The following is an 18,088-nucleotide window of genomic DNA, read 5'->3' on the forward strand; positions in this document are numbered from 1 at the left end:
TACTAAAGGATCTCGAGAATGTCGAACTCCGAGCCGTTGAGCAGGACCCCCCGCGTCCGGTGCACCGCCGCGACGAAGGAGCCGTCCCGTCCCATCTCCCAGGCCAATTCCAGGTACAGCTCGGGGGGCCGCGGGTAGGCGGTGGCGAAGAGCGCCGGGCCGTACCAGCCTCCGACCCAGGTGCCGTCCTTCATCCGGGCCCTGACGTAGGACGCGGGGAGGTTCCGGAAGACCTGGTCCCAGGCGCTCGGCGTTCCCACGTAGCTGCCCTGCCATCTGCGCAGCCGCACCGCGGACACCGTCCACGCGGAGACCGCCGGCACCAGGAAGACGAGCGCCAGACACATCGCCCCCGCCCAGCGGAGCTGCCCGGAGTCCTCAGTGAGGCGCACCCCGCCCTCGACGTTGCCGACGATCCAGGGCGCCAGGACCACCGCGTACAGGGAGTCCAGCGCCACGGAGGCGGTGAGGGCGCGCAGCACCCGCTCGGTCAGCACCTGTTCACCGGGATCCGTGCCGAGCTGACGCTCCCTCACCAGCTGATAGGTCACGCCGGGCAGGACAGCCATGACGATCAGCGCCAACTGGGCGACCGTGGACGGCGCTCCCCCCATCCGAACCCCCCGGAAAGCACAGCTGCCAGTCTGGCCAGTGTGGCACAAGCCCCCTCTCCGCCAACCGACTTGGGCATGTCCGGACAGCTCCCGCCGCAATCCCGTGAGGGCTCACCGGACCGCCTACACGCCAGTACCTGGACCGGCGGAAGGAGAAGAAATCGTCGCAGGCCCGGTCCGACGACACGGCGGGGTCCGGGCACGGAACAGGAGGCGGGTCCGGTGGCGGAGCGGCGCGGGAGGCCGGGCCGGGCGCCGGCGGTGCGGGCCACGTGGGCGCCGGTGCGGCCCCGGGCAGCGCCGCATCCCGGGCGGGAACCCCGAGCGGAGCCGGCGGAGCCGACTCGTCGCCGGCCCGGGGCCCGAGCAGGTCCCTGGTGGTCGCGTTCGCCCGGCAGCGCGTCGCCGAACACTACGAGATCGACGACCCGGAGAGTCTTTCGCTGGTCTTCGACGAATACGACGAGCCGCTGTCGGCCTGGAGGTTCGACTTCACCGACCTGTCGGGCGTCACGTACAACGTCGCGGTCAAGACGCAGGGTTCGAAGGCCGCGGCGGTCAACTTCAACTCCACTCGATCCTGAGGAAGAACGGGGTAGCAGTCATGGCCGGTGAACACCCGGGGGTACTGGCAGCCCACAAGGCGCATCACGTGCCCGTCACCCTCGCCAGTGGGCAGCGAGCCGACCTCGTCGTGGAGGACGTCCAGTACCTGGCCGTCCCGCACGACCGGTTCCTGCACGCGCACAACCCGATAGCCCGCCGCTTCATCGTCCAGCAGGACAACGGCCCGCTCGAGCTCGTCTACAACCCCGGCGCGTTGGGACACGCCGTGCACGGCACCGAGAACGTGGCGATGGAGCTCGGCTACACCATCATGTTCGCCGCGCAGATCAAGGCCATCCGCGGCAAACGGAGGACGGCGAACGTCAAGCGCGTCGACCTGGGGACGGGCGAGATGGACCACCACTCGTACCAGACGGTCGACCAGATCTGGGACAGGGCCGTCGCCGTCAGTCGGGGATACAACGTGGCCAACTACGCCACCCGGGCCGGGGCTGACTTCTTCCAGCTCTGGGCCGAGGCCAATCCCGACAAGGGGTACTACGTCGTCCAGAACGGCGAGCCGGTGGGGTCCCCGCAGATCACCCACGAGATCCGCCGCTCGCAGCTCAAGCCGCTGGACTGACCGCCCCGCGCAGCACCGGCCGAGCCGGAGGGGCGGTGCCCGCCGACACCACGTACGGTGCCGCCTCCTCCGGAGGCATGCCGGCCCGGGTGGTGGCCCCGACCCGGTCGATCAGGCGCCGTCGAGGATGCGGTCGAGCAGCGCTCGGGCCTCGGTGGTGCGGTAGTGGTCCTGGCCGAAGACGACCAGGCAGCCGTCATAGGCGGCCGCGGCCCAGGTACGGGCCTCGGTGCCGCGGCCCAACCCTCGGAGGGAGGTGGCCATGGCCAGCTCGACGGCGCCGACTTCCGGACGGCGCTGATCCTCAGGCAGGTTGCGGTGCAGCCCGTCGGCACGCTGCGCCTCGGCGAGCGCCTCCTCGTGGCGGGCCTGGCCGTTGAGGCTGCGGGCCAGACCGAGCCGCAGGCCCAGGATGAACCGATCCGGTCCCCGATGGCCGGCGAGGGCCTCGCGGGCAAGCGTCTCGGCTTCCAGGTGGCGGCCCTGCCCGTTGAGGGCGTAGATCAATCCGTTCTGGGCGGCCATCGCGATGAGCCGCATCCCCCTCCCTCTGCCACGGGCGGCAGCCCGGGCGAGGGCCGTGCACTCCGCCTCGCACTCGGTGTGCCGGGAGAGCACGGCCAGCACCTGGGCACGGTTCGAGCGCAGTCTCAAGGTCTGTGGATGTTCGGCGCCGAAGATCCTTCCGAAGACCGGCAGTAGTGCGTCGTACGCGTCGGCGGCCTCGGCGTGGCGGCCCTGGGCGCCCGTTGCCATCGCAGCGATGCTCAGGGCCTGCGGCGCCTCCTCGCGCGGCCAGGACCGGAAGGAGGCCACGGCGCGGGCCGCTGCTTCAGCCTCCGCATAGTGCCCGGCTCGATACAGGTCCACGGCATCGGCCAGAGAGGGCCGCACCTTCTGCTCGGCGCCTTCTTTTCGGCCGCGTCGCCCGAAGAGTTTCATGCCCGGAGCATAGAGATGTGCACACGTCAGTCCGACGAGGGGGCGAGAGCCGGGTGGATGGCCCCCGTCATCGTCGGATCAGGCTGCCGAGCCTGGAGACGTCCATCCGTCCGGACCACGCCGGAGAAGCCCTGGGCCATGGCCCCTTCGACGCCTCCGGGAGGGCGCGGGCAGCCGGGCTGCCCGGGTCAGGGCTGCTCGGCGAGAGGCTGGGGCGAGCGGCGGATAAGGAGGCGTCCCGCCGACATCGAGCCGAGGCGGTCGAGTGCCACCACCAGCAGCGCCAGGGCGGTGAATCCGACGGTGAGCTGGAGGACCTGCAGGCCGACCCAGCCGTAGCCGTGCTTGTCCGCGTCCAGGAAGAAGTACGGGTACTTGTTGGGGAAGTGCGGGAACATCGCCGCCCGGGCGAGGGTGACCGCGGCGTAGGTCAGCGGGAAGGCGAGCCAGAGCGGGACGTCACGCAGGTGCGAGGCGTTGCGCGGACGCAGTACCAGCCAGTCGATCATGACCAGTACGGGCGTGATGTAGTGCAGGAAGAAGGTGGACCAGTTGGCCAGCCGGTCCGGGCCGGGGCCGAGTCCGGGCAGCGGATTGGCGCCGTGGTTGAGGACGAAGTGCGCGACCAGCGCGGTGATCAGGAGGTAGAGCGTCACCGCTCCCCGCAGGCGGGGGGCCGGCGCTTCGGTGGAGTTCCGCTTGAGCATCCAGTAGACGGCTGCCCCGAAGTAGCCGAAGGCGATGACGTTGCTCTGGACCGTGAAGTAGACCAGCGAGGCGGTCCCGGTCACGAGACCCGTACCGGCGCTCAGCGCGACCGCCAGACGCCACCAGAACGACGCACGGCTCCAGACCCTCATCTGTGACTCCACTCGGTCGGTTCGCTCACCGGGGCGCCCGCGCGCCACTCGCGCACCCTACCGAGCGGTAATCGGGAGTGGAAGGCCTTGACCTGGAGGTTCGACCGGACGTGAGCGCGGCACCGCCCACCGTCACCGGGTGCCGTGCCGCTCCAGGGCGAGGGCGTGCAGCTTCTCGACGCGGGCCCGCGACTCCTCGTCCGCCGGCGCGTACGTCACCATCCGCGCGCCGACTTCCGGGTTCAGCCACAGGTCGGTCTGGTCGAGGATGACGCGGCCGACGTGGCGGTTGCGCAGCTCCTTGCGCTTGCTGCGGTGGGCGACGACCTCGTGGCGGTCCCAGGCCTCGCGGAACTCCGCCGACTGCTCGCGCAGCCGCTTGAGCAGCATCTTCCAGGCGGGCTCGCCGAGATGTCCGGCCATCGCGGCGCGGAAGCGGGCGGCCATGATCCGCTGCGCCTCCTGGAGGTGCACCAGCGTCGAGCGCCACTCCTCGTTCGTGTAGGAGAGGATCATGCAGTTGCGGTCCTCGCGCGGGACCTCGTCGAGGTCGCACAGCAGCAGTCCGAAGGTGCGGTTGTAGGCGAGGATGTCGTAGCGGCTGTTCTGGATGCAGGCCGGGAGCGGTTCCAGTTGCTCCAGCACGGTCCGCAGCGCGGGGGTGACCGAGGGGCAGTCGCGGGCGGGCGTGGGGTCCACGGCACCGGCGAGCTGGAAGAGGTGGGCCCGCTCGGTCGGGTCGAGCATGAGGGTGCGGGCGAGGGCGTCCAGGACCTGGACGGAGACCTGGATCGGGCGGGCCTGCTCCAGCCAGGTGTACCAGGTGACGCCGACCGAGGAGAGCTGGGCCACCTCCTCGCGGCGCAGGCCGGGGGTGCGCCGCCGCCGGCCGCGGGGCAGGCCGACCTGCTCGGGGTCGATGCGCTCGCGGCGGCTGCGCAGGAAGGCGCCCAGTTCGTGCCGCCTGATCTCCGCCCCGCGCCGGGCGGGGTCGGGGCCGGCGGACTCCGTCTGCGCCTGCGTGTGCGTCTGCGCCTGCGCCTGCGCCTGCGTGTGCGTCTGCGGGGCCACGGTCGTCATGATGCCAGCCTGCCTGCCGGCGGAGCATGTTTCCAGGTACTTCTTGTACCAGGACAAGCACACTCTGGTACCCCTCTGAGTGTCGGCGCAGGCTCGAGGACGTGACCGAGACCCTCACTTCCCGTTCCCTGCGAGCTTCCCGTTCCCTACGGGCTTCCCGTTCCCTGCGAGCCGCTCCGGCGGCGCCGCCCGCGCTCACCGGCGCGGGCCTGTTCACGGTGCTGCTGGCGGCGGCACTGCCCCTGGTCGACTTCTTCATCGTCAACGTCGCCCTGCCCACCATGGGCCGGGACCTCGCGGCGGGCGAGTCGGTCCTCGAACTCGTCGTCGCCGGGTACGGCGTCGCCTACGCGGTCCTCCTCGTCCTCGGCGGCCGCCTCGGCGACCTCTTCGGCCGGCGCCGCCTCTTCCTCGCCGGCATGGCCGCCTTCGGCCTGACCTCGCTGGCCTGCGGGCTGGCGCCGTCCGCCTGGGCCCTGGTGGCGGCCCGGGTGGCGCAGGGCGTCGCGGCGGCCGTGATGCTGCCGCAGGTGCTGGCCACCGTCCAGGCCACGACCGCCGGAGCGCGCCGGGCGAAGGCGATGGGCCTGTACGGCGCCACCGCGGGACTGGCGATGGTGGCCGGGCAGGTCCTCGGCGGCGTCCTGGTCGCCGCCGATCTCGCGGGCAGCGGCTGGCGCTCGGTGTTCCTGGTGAACGTGCCGGTGGTGGCGGTCGGCCTGCTGCTGGCCGCGCGGTACGTGCCGGAGACCCGCTCGCCGCGTCCCGAGCCGGTGGACGGACTCGGCACCGTCCTGCTCGCGGTGGCGCTGCTGACCCTGCTGGTCCCGCTGACCGAGGGGCGGGCGGCGGGCTGGCCGCTGTGGACGTGGCTGTCCCTGGCCGCGTTCCCGTTCGCGGCGGCCGCGTTCTGGACGGTGGAGCGGCGTGCCGACCGGCTGGGCCGTACGCCGCTGGTGCCGCCGAGCCTGTTCGCCCTGGTGTCGCTGCGCCGGGGACTGCTGCTGATCCTGCCGTTCTCGGTCGGTTTCAGCGGCTTCATGTTCGTCATCGCGGTAGCCCTGCAGCAGGGCGCCGGGCTGGGCCCGGTCGCCGCGGGGTTGGCGCTGGCACCGCTGGCGGTGGTGTTCTTCGTGTTCTCGCTGGTCGGTCCGCGGCTGATCGCCCGGTTCGGCACGCGGGTGGTGACGGCCGGTTCCGCGCTGCAGGCGGTGGGCGTGGCGCTGATCGCGATGGCCGCCCACCGGTCCTGGCCGGACCTGGGCTTCGTCGCGCTGCTGCCGGGGACGGCGGTGGCCGGGGCGGGGCAGGCACTGCAACTGCCGGTGATCTTCCGGGTGGTGATGTCGGAGGTGCCGGCCGAGCGGGCAGGGGTCGGCAGCGGTGTGATGACCACCACCCACCAGTCGTCCCTGGCGCTCGGCGTGGCCACCCTCGGCACCCTGTTCCTCTCCCTGGTGCCCGGGCAGGGCATGCGGGACGCGCTGGTCACGACGCTGCTGGTGCAGCTGGCGGGAGTGGCGCTGACCGGGCTGCTGAGTCTGCGGCTGCCGCGCACGCTCGACTGAGCCGGCCCGCGGCCGGACCGGCTCTGCCGCACGGGCGCCCCGTTGATGTTGTTCTTGCTGCACACTCCTTGCTGCGCGAGCAACTGTGTCCGTGCGTACGGGTGGGACGACCGGGACGACCGCGGGAGGCGTCATGCAGCAGATCGACACGAGCGAGGTCCGCCGCTGGGACCGGCACGGGCGCCGGCACGTCGTCCGGGTGGGCCGCACCGGCGGCCGGCGCACCCTGAGCTGCGACACCTGCGGCTGGCGGCGCGGGGCGCAGTTCCTGCCGTGGCTGAAGGCCGAGGAGCATCTGGCCGGGGCCCACCAGGCGACGGTGGACCCGGCGGCACCCGGGGCGGCGCAGCGGGCGACGCCGGCGGAGGGCTGAGCGCCGGGCGCCCGGCCTCCGCCACGCGCCGCAGACCGCCGCGGCCACCTGCCGCAGGGCGTCGCGCGCGTTCCCGCTGCGCCGCCGCACCACCGTGTCCCCCCGACCGGGATGCCGCGCGACGGCTGTCGCCGCCCGGCAGGGGTCGTACTCTTGCCCGACGCATTTCTCGGGAGGGGCGCATGGGGGACACGGCAGGTCAGGGAGCCGTCCTGGTCGTCGACGACGATGCGGCGATCCGTCGCTCGCTGGAGCGCGGACTGCGGCTGAGCGGCTTCGCGGTACGCACCGCGGGCAGTGGTCCCGAGGCGCTCGCCGCCGTCGGGGACGCACCGCCGGACGTGCTCGTCCTGGACGTGTCGATGCCCGGTATGAGCGGCATCGAGGTGTGCACCCGGCTCCGTGACGCCGGCCGGGACCTGCCGGTGCTGATGCTCTCCGCGCTCGACGAGACCGCCGACCGTATCGCGGGTCTCCAGGCGGGCGGCGACGACTACCTGGTGAAGCCGTTCGCCCTGCAGGAACTCGTGCTGCGGCTGCACGCGCTGCTGCGCCGCCGGCCGCCCACCGGACGGGAGGTGCTGCGGGTGGCGGGCCTGGTGATCGACCCGGCGGCACGTACCGCCGAGCGGGACGGGCGGTCGCTGGAGCTGACCCGCAGGGAGTTCGAACTGCTGGAGGTCCTCGCCCGCAACGCCGGTCTCGTCCTCACCCGCGACCAGCTCCTGGAGCGGGTGTGGGGCTACGACTTCGACGTGCGCACCGACGCCGTCGACACCTTCGTCAGCTATCTGCGGCGCAAGTTGGAGGCGGACGGGGGGCGGCGGCTCGTCCACACCGTGCGCGGGGTGGGTTTCGTCCTGCGGGAGGCGCCGTGAGACTGTCGACGCGCATCGGGCTCGCGGTGGGCTGCACCGTGCCGCTGCTGGTGCTCGCCTTCGGCTGGCTGCTGCTGCATCTGGTCGCCCGCGACCTGCACAGCGCCCAGGACCGGCAGCTCCGGCAGCGCGCGGCAACCCTCGCGCCGGACGCCCGCGCCCTGCTGCGCGCCAGCACCGCCGACCGGCCCAGGGCGGCCGACCTCAGCGAGCGCCGGCTCTACAGCGCCGCCCTCGATGTGGGCATCCGCGTCATCGGGCCGGACGCCACCTTCCAGGGCGGCCCGCAGCCCGCGGCCTCGGTGCCGCTGCCCGCGAGGGCGGCCGGTCCGGTCACCGTCCGGGCGGGCGGCACCGGTTGGCGGGCGCTGTCCCGGCAGGTCCGCACCGCCGACGCCACGGGCACCCTGTGGGTGTTCTCGCCGGACAGCGCCGACCGCGGCCAACTCCGGTTGGTGCGCCGCCGCGTGCTGCTGATCACGCTGCTGGCCGCCCCGTTGTCCGGCCTCATCGCCTGGGGTCTGGCGGCCGGTGCCACCGGACCTCTGCGCCGCCTCACCCGGCGTACCGCGGGACTCGACCCCCGGACGAGCAGCGCCCGTCCGTACCACCGGCGGACGGGGGTGACCGAGGTGGACGATCTCGCGGCCACCGTGAGCACCGTGCTCGCCCGCTACGACGAGCAGGCCGGCCGCACCGCCGAGGCGCTGGAGACGGCACGCTCGTTCTCGGCGGCGGCGGCGCACGAACTGCGCACGCCGCTGATGAGCCTGGGCACCAACCTCGACATCCTCGCCGCGCACCCCGACCTCCCGGACCCGGACCGCACCGAGGTGCTCACCGATCTGCGCCGCGAACACGCCCGCCTGCTGCACCTGTTGGTGATGCTGCGCGAACTGGGGCGCGCGGACCTGGTGGAGGCGGAGGCGTTCCGGGCCGTGGACCTCACCGAGATCGCCGACGCCGCGGTCGCCGAGGCCCGGCGCCGGGCCCCCGGCGCCCGGATCGCCCTGGACGCGGCCCCCGGGGTCACGGTGCACGGCTGGGAGCCCGGCCTGCGCCTGCTGCTCGACAACCTGCTGGCCAACGCGCTGGTCCACGGCAGGGACGCCCGGGGCCGGGCGGTCGTGTCGATCGCGGTGCGGCATGCGGGAGAACGGGCCGTGGTGACGGTGGACGACGGTGGGCCGGGGGTCCCGCCGGACCTGCGGCAGCGCGTGTTCGACCGGTTCCGGCGGGGGCCGGACAGCGAGGGTTCCGGGCTCGGTCTCACGCTCGTGGCCCAGCAGGCGGCGCTGCACCGGGGGACCGTCACCGTGGCGGACGGCCCGCACGGCGTGGGGGCGCGTTTCGAGGTGCGGCTGCCGGCGGGTGTGGCTGCCGCCCCGCCCGAACGGCGCGACTGGCTGATCGGAACGGCCGGCGCGAACCGGCCACAGAGTTCCCACAAAGACCCTTCCTAGCGTCCGTCGCGCCGGACGGAACGGATCGTCCGGCGCGACCGTCGGGCGGCCGGTGCGGCCGCCCGGGAAACGGAGGCAAGGATGTGGGTACGACGACGGCGCACCCTGCTGGTCGGGCTCGCCGCGGCAGCGGTGCTGGCGGGCACCACCGGGGTGGCCGCGGCCGAGGGCACACCGGCGCCGGCGCCGACCGGCGACGGAGCCGCGAAGCTGTGCAAGCGGGTGCCCAAGCTGGAGCGGCGGATCGACCGGGCCCTGAAGCGGCTGGACGCCGGCGCCGGCGCGCGCGGTTCGGTGGCCCGGCTGCAGCAGCGTGTGGACAACGCGGAGAAGGCCGGCCACCAGGAGGTCGCCGCGCTGCTGAAGGACCGGCTCGCCTTCCGCAAATCGCTGGCGGCCTCCCTCCCGCAGCGGCAGAAGGACCTGGCGGACGTGCGGACCTGGTGCCGGGACAACGGCGGCGGCAAGGCGGCGAAGTGACTCGGGCACGCCGGGCGGCCGCCTGCGCGCTTCCCGCGGCGGCCCTACTCGCGGCGGTCACCGCGGGCTGCGCGCCCCGGAACACCGCGTCCCCGGCGACCTCGTCGGCACCTTCCTCGGCCACCACGCCCTCGGGCTATGAGCAGATGCTGCAGAAGGTGAACGCGGCCGAGTCCGCGGCGGCATCGGCGGAGCAGGACGCCGCGCAGGACGACTGACGGGCGCTGCCGGGCGGTGGGGCCGATCGGCCTTCGCGATCGACCTTCCCGATCAAGATTCCCGCCCGGCACGCACGGCCCGCCCCCGGCCTCCCCGCTCACTCCGTGAGCAGCGGGACCGGGCCGAGGAAACGCGCCGCCCCCTGCCGATCGGATCGCGATCGGCAGGGGGCGGCGAACGACGGGCGCGGGGGCCGGTCGGGTCAGCAGCCGGCCAGGCGGCCGGCGAGGTAGCCCTCGATCTGGTCCAGGGAGACCCGCTCCTGCTTCATCGAGTCACGCTCGCGGACGGTGACCGCGTTGTCGTCCAGGGTGTCGAAGTCGACCGTCACGCAGTACGGCGTGCCGATCTCGTCCTGGCGGCGGTAGCGGCGGCCGATGGCGCCGGCGTCGTCGAACTCGATGTTCCAGTTCTGGCGCAGCGCCTGGGCGAGGCCCTTGGCCTTCGGGGAGAGCTCCGGGTTGCGGGACAGCGGCAGCACGGCGACCTTCACCGGCGCCAGCCGGTGGTCCAGGCGCAGCACCGTCCGCTTCTCCAGCTTGCCCTTGGCGTTGGGCGCCTCGTCCTCGACGTAGGCGTCGAGGAGGAAGGCCAGCATGGTGCGGCCGACGCCGGCCGCCGGTTCGATGACGTAGGGGGTCCAGCGCTCGCCGGCCTCCTGGTCGAAGTAGGACAGGTCCTGGCCGGAGGCCTTGGAGTGGGAGGAGAGGTCGTAGTCGGTGCGGTTGGCGACGCCCTCCAGCTCGCCCCACTCGCCGCCGCCGAACTGGAAGCGGTACTCGATGTCGGCGGTGCGCTTGGAGTAGTGGGAGAGCTTCTCCTTCGGGTGGTCGTACCAGCGCATGTTCTCCTCACGGAGACCCAGGCCGGTGTACCAGCTCCAGCGCTGCTCCATCCAGTACTCGTGCCACTTCTCGTCCTCGCCCGGCTTGACGAAGAACTCCATCTCCATCTGCTCGAACTCGCGGGTGCGGAAGATGAAGTTGCCCGGCGTGATCTCGTTGCGGAAGGACTTGCCCATCTGCGCGATGCCGAACGGCGGCTTGCGGCGCGAAGTGGTCTGCACCTGGCCGAAGTTGGTGAAGATGCCCTGGGCGGTCTCGGGGCGCAGGTAGGCGATGGAGCCGGAGTCCTGGGTGGGGCCGAGGTGGGTGGACAGCAGGCCCGAGAACTGCTTGGGCTCGGTGAACTGGCCCTTGTTGCCGCAGTTGGGGCAGTTGACGTCGGCGAGGCCGTTCTCCGGGGCGCGGCCCTTCTTCTCCTCGTAGGCCTCCTCCAGGTGGTCCGCGCGGAACCGCTTGTGGCAGGCGGTGCACTCGGTGAGCGGGTCGGTGAAGGTCGCGACGTGGCCGGAGGCGACCCAGACCTCGGGGGCCAGGATCACGGACGAGTCGATACCGACGACGTCCTCGCGCGAGGTCACCATGTAGCGCCACCACTGGCGCTTGATGTTCTCCTTGAGCTCGACACCCAGCGGTCCGTAGTCCCAGGCGGCACGCTGGCCGCCGTAGATCTCACTGCACGGGAAAACGAAGCCACGGCGCTTGCTCAGGTTGACGATGGTGTCGATCTTGTCGGCGGCCACGGTGCTCTCTTCATTACGACGACGGGCGACGAAGCGGAGACGCTTCCAGCGAATGCTTCAGCGTACCGGCGCCGCCTCCCCCCGGGCCAAATCGGCCCCTGCCCGACGGCCCCCCGACCCGCTTGTTGACAACGGTTTCCATCTTTGTTGAAAATGACTGTCATGAACAAACGACGGCAGCTCATACCCGGACTGGCCCTCGCGGCGGTCACCGCACTCGGTCTCGGCACCCTCACCGCCTGCTCCACCGACTCCGCGGCCGCCGACGGCACGGGCGGCGCGGGTACCTTCGACGTCGTCGCGTCGTTCTATCCGATGGCCTTCCTGGCCGAGCAGATCGGCGGCGGCCACGTGCACGTCACCAGCCTCACCGAGCCCGGCCAGGAGCCGCACGACCTGGAACTCAGCGTCAAGCAGCGGGTGCGGATCGAGAAGGCCGACGCGGTGCTCTACCTGAGGAACCTCCAGCCGGCCGTCGACGACGCCATCGCCCAGTCCGACGTCCGCACGAAGATCGACGCGGCCTCGCTGACCTCCCTGGAGGCCCACGGCAACGAGGTCGGCGGCCACGCGGCCGAGCACGACCACGAGCACGGCACCGAAGAGGCCGCACTGGACCCGCACATCTGGCTCGACCCGGTGAGGTACGCCGAGGTCGCCAAAGGCGTCGGCCGCGCCTTCGAGAAGGCCGACCCGGACCACGCGGCGGACTACCGGAAGAACACCTCGGCGCTGCTCGGCAGACTCCACACCCTGGACACCGCGTTCAAGGACGGCCTGGCGCACACCTCGTCCAAGGTCTTCCTCACCACCCACGCCGCCTTCGGCTACCTCGCCGAGCGCTACGGGCTGACCGAGGAGGCCGTCAACGGGCTCGACCCGGAGTCCGAGCCCAGCGCCTCGCGCGTGAAGGACCTGGAGGAGCTGGCGAAGGCCGACGGCGTCTCCACCGTCTTCTACGAGACCCTGGTCAGCGACAAGACCGCCCGGACCATCGCCCGGGACGCGGATCTGCGGACCGACGTCCTCGACCCGATCGAGGGCATCACCGACCGGTCCCGCGGCCACGACTACTTCCAGGTCATGCAGGCCAACCTGAAGGCCCTGCGGACCGCCCTGGGGGCGAAGTGACCGACCCGACGCAGCACCCCGGCACCACCGGCCCCGCGGAGAACCCCGGCACCACCGGCCCCGCCGAAAGCACCGGCACGACCGGCCGGACGGAGACCCGCGGCGGCGCCGGCCGGGTGGAACGCCCCCGCCCGGCACCCGAAACCGTCGTCTCGCTGCGCGGCGTGCGGGCCGAACTGGGCTCCCGCCCCGTCCTGCGCGGTATCGACCTCACCGTGCGGCGGGGCGAGGTGGTCGCGCTGCTCGGCGCGAACGGCTCCGGCAAGTCGACGGCCGTGCGCAGCATCATCGGCCAGGTGCCGGTGACCGCCGGCACGATCGAACTGTTCGGCACGGACCGGCGCCGCTTCCGCGACTGGCGGCGCGTGGGCTACGTACCGCAGCGCACCACGGCCGCGGGCGGGGTACCGGCGACGGTCACCGAGATCGTCGCCTCCGGGCGGCTGTCCCGCACCCGGTTCGGCATCCTGCGCCGGTCCGACCGCGAGGCGGTGCGCGGCGCCCTGGGCCTGGTCGGTATGGCGGACCGCGCGAAGGACTCCGTCAACGCCCTCTCCGGCGGCCAGCACCAGCGGGTGCTCATCGCCCGCGCGCTCGCCGCCGAGCCCGAACTGCTGGTCATGGACGAACCGATGGCGGGCGTCGACCTGGACAGCCAGGAGATCCTCGCGCGGACCCTGCGCGGGCAGGTGGCGGCCGGCACGACCGTCCTGCTCGTGCTGCACGAACTCGGCCCGCTGGAACCCCTCATCGACCGGGCGGTCGTCCTGCGCGACGGCTGCGTGGCACACGACGGCCCGCCTCCGCGGGCGGTCGGCCAGCACGCCCTGCCCGGCCACGACCACGTGCACCCGCACGCGCCCGCGGGCGCCGAACCGATCCGCACCGGACTGCTGAGCTGACGGGACCGCTGACTCGATGGACCTCCTGAACTACGCCTTCATGCAGCGGGCGCTCCTCGCCGCCGTCCTCGTCGGCATCACCGCGCCCGCGATCGGCGTCTACCTCGTCCAGCGCCGCCAGGCCCTCATGGGCGACGGCATCGGCCACGTCGCGATGACCGGCGTCGGCCTGGGATTCGTGATGTCCTGGTCCCCAGTGTGGATGGCCACGCTGGTCTCCGTGCTCGGCGCGGTGATCATGGAGCTGATCCGCTGGTACGGCAGGACCCGCGGCGACATCGCCCTCGCCATGCTCTTCTACGGCGGTATGGCGGGCGGCGTGATGCTGATCAACCTGTCGCCGCAGGGCAGCAACGCCAACCTGCTCTCCTATCTCTTCGGCTCCCTGTCGACCGTGTCGGAGCAGGACGTGCGGGCGATCTGCGTCCTCGCCGCCTTCGTGATCCTGACGACCGTGCTGCTGCGCCGGCAGTTGTTCGCGGTCAGCCAGGACGAGGAGTTCGCCCGGGTCACGGGCCTGCCGGTGCGCGCGCTGAACCTGCTCACCGCGGTCACCGCGGCGGTGACGGTGACGGTCGCCATGCGCGTGGTCGGGCTGCTGCTGGTATCGGCCCTGATGGTGGTGCCGGTGGCGGCGGCCCAGCAGCTCAGCCGCAGCTTCGCGGCCACCTTCGCCGTCGCGGCGGCCCTCGGCGTCTCCACCTCCCTCGGCGGCACCGTCGCCTCCTACTACGCGGACGTGCCGCCCGGGGCGACGATCGTGCTGCTGACCATCGCGGCGTTCCTCGCGCTCACCGCACTGGCCGCTCCGCTGGCCCGGCGGCGCGCCCGGGCGGCCGCCGCCGCGCACCCGGCCGGCGACCCCGCGGAGTGCGTGATCCCCGCCGGCCGAAGGGCGGGCGACGAGGTCGGCGTCTGAGCCGCCGCCGGGCGGACTGGCACAATGGCCCGGCAGGGCCGGACGTGTGCAGACGTTGAGGAGGCAACGGTGACGACCGCTGGACCGCCCGTGAAGGGCCGCGCCACCCGGCAGCGTGCCGCCGTGGCGGCGGCCCTGAGCGAGGTCGACGAGTTCCGCAGTGCGCAGGACCTCCACGACATGCTCAAGCACAAGGGCGACTCCGTCGGGCTCACCACCGTCTACCGCACCCTCCAGTCCCTCGCCGACGCCGGCGAGGTCGACGTGCTGCGCACCGCCGACGGGGAGTCCGTGTACCGCCGCTGCTCCACCGGCGAGCACCACCACCACCTGGTCTGCCGCGGTTGCGGCAAGGCGGTCGAGGTGGAGGGACCGGCCGTGGAGCGCTGGGCGGAGGGCGTCGCGGCCGAGCACGGCTTCGTCAACGTGGCCCACACCGTGGAGATCTTCGGCACCTGCGCGGACTGCGCGCGCGGCGGGGCCCGTTCGAGGCCGGGGGCCTGACCGGGAGCCGGACTCGGGCGCGTCTGACGTCCGTCGACCGCCCGCACCGCGCCCGGCCGCCGCCGGGGCGGTGGTCGCGCCGCGGGCCGGGCCGTACGCGGCTGCGGCCGCCCGGCGCGACCGCGGGTGCGGCTTCGCCTACGGGTGCGGCTTCTCGCCCTTCACCAGCATCGCCACGTACTTCTCGATGCGGCGCGCCCGGGTCTCGGCCCTCTTGGCGTCGTGGATCCAGTAGAGGATCGAGTAGCGGTTCTGCCGGTCCAGGGTCTCGAAGAACGCCGCCGCGGCCGGCTCGGCGCTCAGGGCCGCCGCGAGATCGTCCGGCACCGTGACCGTCCTCGCCCCGTCGTAGGCGGCCTCCCAGCGGCCGTCCGCCTTCGCGCGGTCGACCTCGGCCTGCCCCGGCGGACGCATCCGGCCCTGCTCGACCAGGGCGGCCGCCTTCTCCCGATTGACCTTGGACCACTTGCTCCTCGGCTTGCGCGGGGTGAAGCGCTGGAGCCACCACTCATCGTCGACCTTGGCCTTCTGGCCGTCGATCCAGCCGTAGCAGAGCGCCACGTCGAGTGCCTGGGCGTAGTCCAGGGCGGTGATGCCCGGGCCCTTCTTGCGGAGCTTGAGCCAGATACCGGGCGAGGCGGCGTGGTTCTCGCCGAGCCACGCCTCGAACGCCTCGGCGGATGCGAAAGCGACGGTCTCCAGGTCTCGACTCATTCTGGCAGCGAACCACATCCGGCCGCCCGGTACGACCTGTTCCGGCACGGCGCCGGAGTTACTCTTCCGTGATCTTGAGTTCATATGATGATCATCGGCGCTTGTAGACCGCAAGTGCCGTGAAAAACAGGGGAGTACGTTTTGAAGTTCGGACGTATGGCCGGTGCCGTCGCCGCGAGCGCAGCACTCGTCCTCGGCGTCGCCAACACGGCGGCGGCGGCCGATCACACGATGCACACGGGGGACGTCTTCGGGAAGATATCCGGCTGGAGCGGCACCGGATACTTCAACGAGTACGGCGACGTCGTCACCATCTGCGACAAGGACGCCGACGGGTACGCGGTGAAGATGTTCGTGTACCTCGACAAGCTCTACAGCGGCAAGCGCTACGACTTCTACGTCGGCGGAAACGGCCGCTGCGCCACCCGCAAGGCCGCCATGGGAGGCAAGTACAACCTCCCGGAGAACCGCAAGATCGCCTTCCTGTTCTGCCGCTACAAGGCCGGCAAGGAAAGCGAGTGCAAGGGCTACACCTACCTCAACGACCACTAGTCGACAGGTACCGCGCACGGCCCCGCTCGGACGCGAGCGGGGCCGCTCCCGTGGCGTCCACCCACCCCGGCGCCACCCACCCCGGCGCCGCCCGGCCCGGGGCGCCAGGCCCGGCGGCGGCCGGTCAGTCCTCGGCGGGCCGCCCCTCCATCGCCAGCAGCTCCTCGTTCGGGATGGCGCCGCCGAACCGCCGGTCCCGAGAAGCGAACTCCAGGCAGGCCCGCCACAGGTCCCGGCGGTCGAAGTCCGGCCACAGCACGTCCTGGAAGACCATCTCCGCGTAGGCGCTCTGCCACAGCAGGTAGTTCGAGGTGCGCTGCTCGCCACTGGGCCGCAGGAAGAGGTCCACGTCCGGCATGTCCGGGTAGTAGAGGTACTTCTGCAACGTCTTCTCGGTGACCTTCGACGGGTCCAGGCGGCCCGCCTTCACGTCCTCGGCGAGCGCCTTCGCCGCGTCCGCGATCTCCGCCCGGCCGCCGTAGTTCATGCAGAAGTACAGGGTCAGCCGGTCGTTGTCCTTGGTCTGCTCCTGCGCGATCTGGAGCTCCTTGGCGACCGACTTCCACAGCCGGGGCATCCGCCCCACCCAGCGCACCCGCACCCCGAGCCCGTCGAGCTGGTCGCGGGACTTGCGGATGAAGTCGCGGTTGAAGTTCATCAGGAAGCGCACCTCCTCCGGGGAGCGCTTCCAGTTCTCCGTGGAGAAGGCGTACAGCGAGATGTTCCCCACACCCATCTCGATCGCGCCCTGGAGCACGTCGAGCACCCGCTCGGCACCGACCTTGTGCCCCTCGGTGCGCGGCAGCCCGCGCCCCTTGGCCCAGCGGCCGTTGCCGTCCATGACGATCGCGACATGGTCCGGGACCAGTTCACCGGGCAGCTTCGGGGGGCGGGCACCGGACGGATGCGGCTCCGGTGCCTCGTACTCGCGGCGCTGCCGCCCCAGGAACCCGCGTACCACCATCTGCCCCTCGTCTCCTCTTTCCGGCCGTACGGCCTACTTCTCCACATAACGCAGCGAGCGCAGCCCGCGTTCCATGTGCCAGTGCAGGTAGGCGGAGACCAGCCCGCCGCCCTCCCGCACGTGCCGCGGCTCGCACGCGTCCGCGGTGGCCCAGTCTCCCGTGAGCAGCGCGCCGAGCAGCTCAAGGGTCTGCGGCGAGGGCACCACGCTGCCGGGCACCCGGCAGTCCGCGCACAGCGAGCCGCCCGCGGCCACCGAGAAGAACCGGTTCGGACCCGGCATCCCGCACTTCGCGCAGTCGCCGAAGCTGGGCGCGTAGCCGTTGACGGCCAGCGACCGCAGCAGGAACGCGTCCAGCACCAGGTGCGGCGCGTGCTCCCCGCGGGCCAGCGTACGCAGCCCGCCGACCAGCAGCAGGTACTGCTGCACGGCCGGCTCGCCCTCGTGGTCGGTGAAACGCTCGGCGGTCTCCAGCATCGCCGTCCCGGCGGTGTACCGGGCGTAGTCGGCGACGATCCCGCCGCCGTACGGCGCGATGGTCTCGCTCTGCGTGCACAGCGGCAGCCCGCGCCCGACCAGCTCGCCGCCCCGGGCGAAGAACTGCACGTCGACGTGGGAGAACGGTTCCAGCCGGGCCCCGAACTTCGACTTGGTCCGCCGCACCCCGCGGGCCACGGCGCGTACCCGTCCGTGACCGCGCGTGAGCAGTGTGATGATCCGGTCCGCCTCACCCAGTTTCTGGGTGCGCAGCACGATGCCGTCGTCGCGGAACAGAGTCATGCGGCCATTCTCGCGTACCGGCCGCGGTCCGCGGGACCCCGCTCCCCCGCCCGCCCTCCGCCCGCGTGTGCTCCGCGGTCCCGGGCGCACCGGTCCGAGCGGTGAGCCCGGTCAGGGCGGTCAGGGCGGTCAGGGCGGTCAGGGCGGTCAGGGCACCTCGCCCCGGCTGCGCGCGTTCTCGTACGCCGTCGCCGCGCGCAGCCGCTCCGCCGGGGTGGCGGGCCGCACCGCGTCCGGGGTGCAGTCCCACTCGCGGCCGCCGCCGAGCGGCCGCAGCTGGAGGTACGGACCCTCGTGGCCCATGACGACGCCCACCCGGCCGCTGCGGGTGTCGACGGCGCAGGAGCCCACCGGCGGCACACCGGGCAGGC

The 18,088-nt window shown here is 72.5% G+C and carries 22 protein-coding genes; 13 read left to right on the top strand and 9 right to left on the bottom strand.

Annotation, left to right across the window (positions count from 1 at the left end):
- Positions 1-2 precede the first annotated feature (2 nt).
- Positions 3-614, bottom strand: a complete 612-nt coding sequence (locus tag ACL02U_RS27295; protein ID WP_412793619.1) for a DUF6338 family protein — start codon at positions 612-614, stop codon at positions 3-5.
- A gap of 377 nt (positions 615-991) precedes the next feature.
- Between ACL02U_RS27295 and ACL02U_RS27300 the strand changes: the two genes are divergently transcribed.
- Positions 992-1,198 carry a hypothetical protein gene (locus tag ACL02U_RS27300; RefSeq protein WP_412793620.1) on the top strand — a complete coding sequence of 69 codons (207 nt, stop codon included), beginning with the start codon at positions 992-994 and terminating at the stop codon, positions 1,196-1,198.
- Between the two features lie 20 nt (positions 1,199-1,218).
- Positions 1,219-1,803 carry a hypothetical protein gene (locus ACL02U_RS27305; RefSeq protein WP_412793621.1) on the top strand — a complete coding sequence of 195 codons (585 nt, stop codon included), beginning with the start codon at positions 1,219-1,221 and terminating at the stop codon, positions 1,801-1,803.
- A 111-nt stretch (positions 1,804-1,914) separates the two neighbouring features.
- Here the strand turns inward: ACL02U_RS27305 and ACL02U_RS27310 are convergent, their stop codons facing one another.
- The 3 genes from ACL02U_RS27310 to ACL02U_RS27320 form a co-directional block, all read right to left on the bottom strand.
- Positions 1,915-2,745 (bottom strand): tetratricopeptide repeat protein, encoded by an 831-nt coding sequence (locus ACL02U_RS27310; protein ID WP_412793622.1) that lies wholly within the window; start codon positions 2,743-2,745, stop codon positions 1,915-1,917.
- 188 nt (positions 2,746-2,933) lie between these two features.
- Positions 2,934-3,605 carry a Pr6Pr family membrane protein gene (locus ACL02U_RS27315; protein WP_412793623.1) on the bottom strand — a complete coding sequence of 224 codons (672 nt, stop codon included), beginning with the start codon at positions 3,603-3,605 and terminating at the stop codon, positions 2,934-2,936.
- A gap of 132 nt (positions 3,606-3,737) precedes the next feature.
- Complete coding sequence (locus ACL02U_RS27320) at positions 3,738-4,685, bottom strand: helix-turn-helix transcriptional regulator (RefSeq protein ID WP_412793624.1); 948 nt, start codon at positions 4,683-4,685, stop codon at positions 3,738-3,740.
- A gap of 101 nt (positions 4,686-4,786) precedes the next feature.
- Here ACL02U_RS27320 and ACL02U_RS27325 point away from each other — a divergent pair, with 101 nt between their 5' ends.
- The 6 genes from ACL02U_RS27325 (at position 4,787) to ACL02U_RS27350 (ending at position 9,665) form a co-directional block, all read left to right on the top strand.
- On the top strand, positions 4,787-6,253 hold the full coding sequence (locus tag ACL02U_RS27325) for an MFS transporter (RefSeq protein ID WP_412793625.1): 1,467 nt from the start codon (positions 4,787-4,789) through the stop codon (positions 6,251-6,253).
- 133 nt (positions 6,254-6,386) lie between these two features.
- On the top strand, positions 6,387-6,626 hold the full coding sequence (locus tag ACL02U_RS27330) for a hypothetical protein (RefSeq protein ID WP_412793626.1): 240 nt from the start codon (positions 6,387-6,389) through the stop codon (positions 6,624-6,626).
- A 182-nt stretch (positions 6,627-6,808) separates the two neighbouring features.
- The gene (locus ACL02U_RS27335; protein ID WP_412793627.1) at positions 6,809-7,504 is read left to right on the top strand and encodes a response regulator transcription factor; all 696 of its coding nucleotides are present in this window, start codon (positions 6,809-6,811) and stop codon (positions 7,502-7,504) included.
- Complete coding sequence (locus tag ACL02U_RS27340) at positions 7,501-8,967, top strand: sensor histidine kinase (RefSeq protein ID WP_412793628.1); 1,467 nt, start codon at positions 7,501-7,503, stop codon at positions 8,965-8,967. The genes ACL02U_RS27335 and ACL02U_RS27340 overlap by 4 nt, the downstream gene beginning before the upstream one ends.
- A gap of 81 nt (positions 8,968-9,048) precedes the next feature.
- Entirely contained in the window at positions 9,049-9,447 is a 399-nt protein-coding gene (locus tag ACL02U_RS27345; protein WP_412793629.1) for a hypothetical protein, read from the top strand.
- Entirely contained in the window at positions 9,444-9,665 is a 222-nt protein-coding gene (locus tag ACL02U_RS27350; RefSeq protein ID WP_412793630.1) for a hypothetical protein, read from the top strand. The genes ACL02U_RS27345 and ACL02U_RS27350 overlap by 4 nt, the downstream gene beginning before the upstream one ends.
- 203 nt (positions 9,666-9,868) lie before the next feature.
- Here ACL02U_RS27350 and ACL02U_RS27355 read toward each other — a convergent pair whose 3' ends face one another.
- The gene (locus ACL02U_RS27355) at positions 9,869-11,251 is read right to left on the bottom strand and encodes a glycine--tRNA ligase (RefSeq protein ID WP_412793631.1); all 1,383 of its coding nucleotides are present in this window, start codon (positions 11,249-11,251) and stop codon (positions 9,869-9,871) included.
- 162 nt (positions 11,252-11,413) lie between these two features.
- Between ACL02U_RS27355 and ACL02U_RS27360 the strand changes: the two genes are divergently transcribed.
- The 4 genes from ACL02U_RS27360 to ACL02U_RS27375 all read left to right on the top strand — a co-directional run bounded on the left by ACL02U_RS27360 (position 11,414) and on the right by ACL02U_RS27375 (position 14,707).
- On the top strand, positions 11,414-12,382 hold the full coding sequence (locus tag ACL02U_RS27360; protein WP_412793632.1) for a metal ABC transporter substrate-binding protein: 969 nt from the start codon (positions 11,414-11,416) through the stop codon (positions 12,380-12,382).
- 116 nt (positions 12,383-12,498) lie between these two features.
- Complete coding sequence (locus ACL02U_RS27365; RefSeq protein ID WP_412793665.1) at positions 12,499-13,284, top strand: metal ABC transporter ATP-binding protein; 786 nt, start codon at positions 12,499-12,501, stop codon at positions 13,282-13,284.
- Between the two features lie 16 nt (positions 13,285-13,300).
- Complete coding sequence (locus ACL02U_RS27370) at positions 13,301-14,203, top strand: metal ABC transporter permease (RefSeq protein WP_412793633.1); 903 nt, start codon at positions 13,301-13,303, stop codon at positions 14,201-14,203.
- 69 nt (positions 14,204-14,272) lie between these two features.
- On the top strand, positions 14,273-14,707 hold the full coding sequence (locus tag ACL02U_RS27375; RefSeq protein ID WP_412793634.1) for a Fur family transcriptional regulator: 435 nt from the start codon (positions 14,273-14,275) through the stop codon (positions 14,705-14,707).
- 138 nt (positions 14,708-14,845) lie between these two features.
- Here ACL02U_RS27375 and ACL02U_RS27380 read toward each other — a convergent pair whose 3' ends face one another.
- Positions 14,846-15,421 carry a YdeI/OmpD-associated family protein gene (locus ACL02U_RS27380; protein WP_412793635.1) on the bottom strand — a complete coding sequence of 192 codons (576 nt, stop codon included), beginning with the start codon at positions 15,419-15,421 and terminating at the stop codon, positions 14,846-14,848.
- Between the two features lie 141 nt (positions 15,422-15,562).
- Between ACL02U_RS27380 and ACL02U_RS27385 the strand changes: the two genes are divergently transcribed.
- Positions 15,563-15,973: a hypothetical protein gene (locus ACL02U_RS27385; RefSeq protein ID WP_412793636.1), complete on the top strand. Its 411-nt coding sequence runs from the start codon at positions 15,563-15,565 to the stop codon at positions 15,971-15,973.
- Between the two features lie 124 nt (positions 15,974-16,097).
- On the opposite strand, the gene ACL02U_RS27390 is transcribed toward ACL02U_RS27385, so the two are convergent.
- The 3 genes from ACL02U_RS27390 to ACL02U_RS27400 form a co-directional block, all read right to left on the bottom strand.
- Positions 16,098-16,937 (bottom strand): isoprenyl transferase, encoded by an 840-nt coding sequence (locus ACL02U_RS27390; protein WP_412793637.1) that lies wholly within the window; start codon positions 16,935-16,937, stop codon positions 16,098-16,100.
- 33 nt (positions 16,938-16,970) lie between these two features.
- The gene (recO, locus tag ACL02U_RS27395) at positions 16,971-17,717 is read right to left on the bottom strand and encodes a DNA repair protein RecO (protein ID WP_412793638.1); all 747 of its coding nucleotides are present in this window, start codon (positions 17,715-17,717) and stop codon (positions 16,971-16,973) included.
- Between the two features lie 147 nt (positions 17,718-17,864).
- The gene (locus ACL02U_RS27400; protein ID WP_412793666.1) at positions 17,865-18,086 is read right to left on the bottom strand and encodes a hypothetical protein; all 222 of its coding nucleotides are present in this window, start codon (positions 18,084-18,086) and stop codon (positions 17,865-17,867) included.
- Positions 18,087-18,088: the final 2 nt, after the last annotated feature.

Source organism: Streptomyces sp. MS06, assembly GCF_047200655.1.
Taxonomy (GTDB): Bacteria; Actinomycetota; Actinomycetes; order Streptomycetales; family Streptomycetaceae; genus Streptomyces.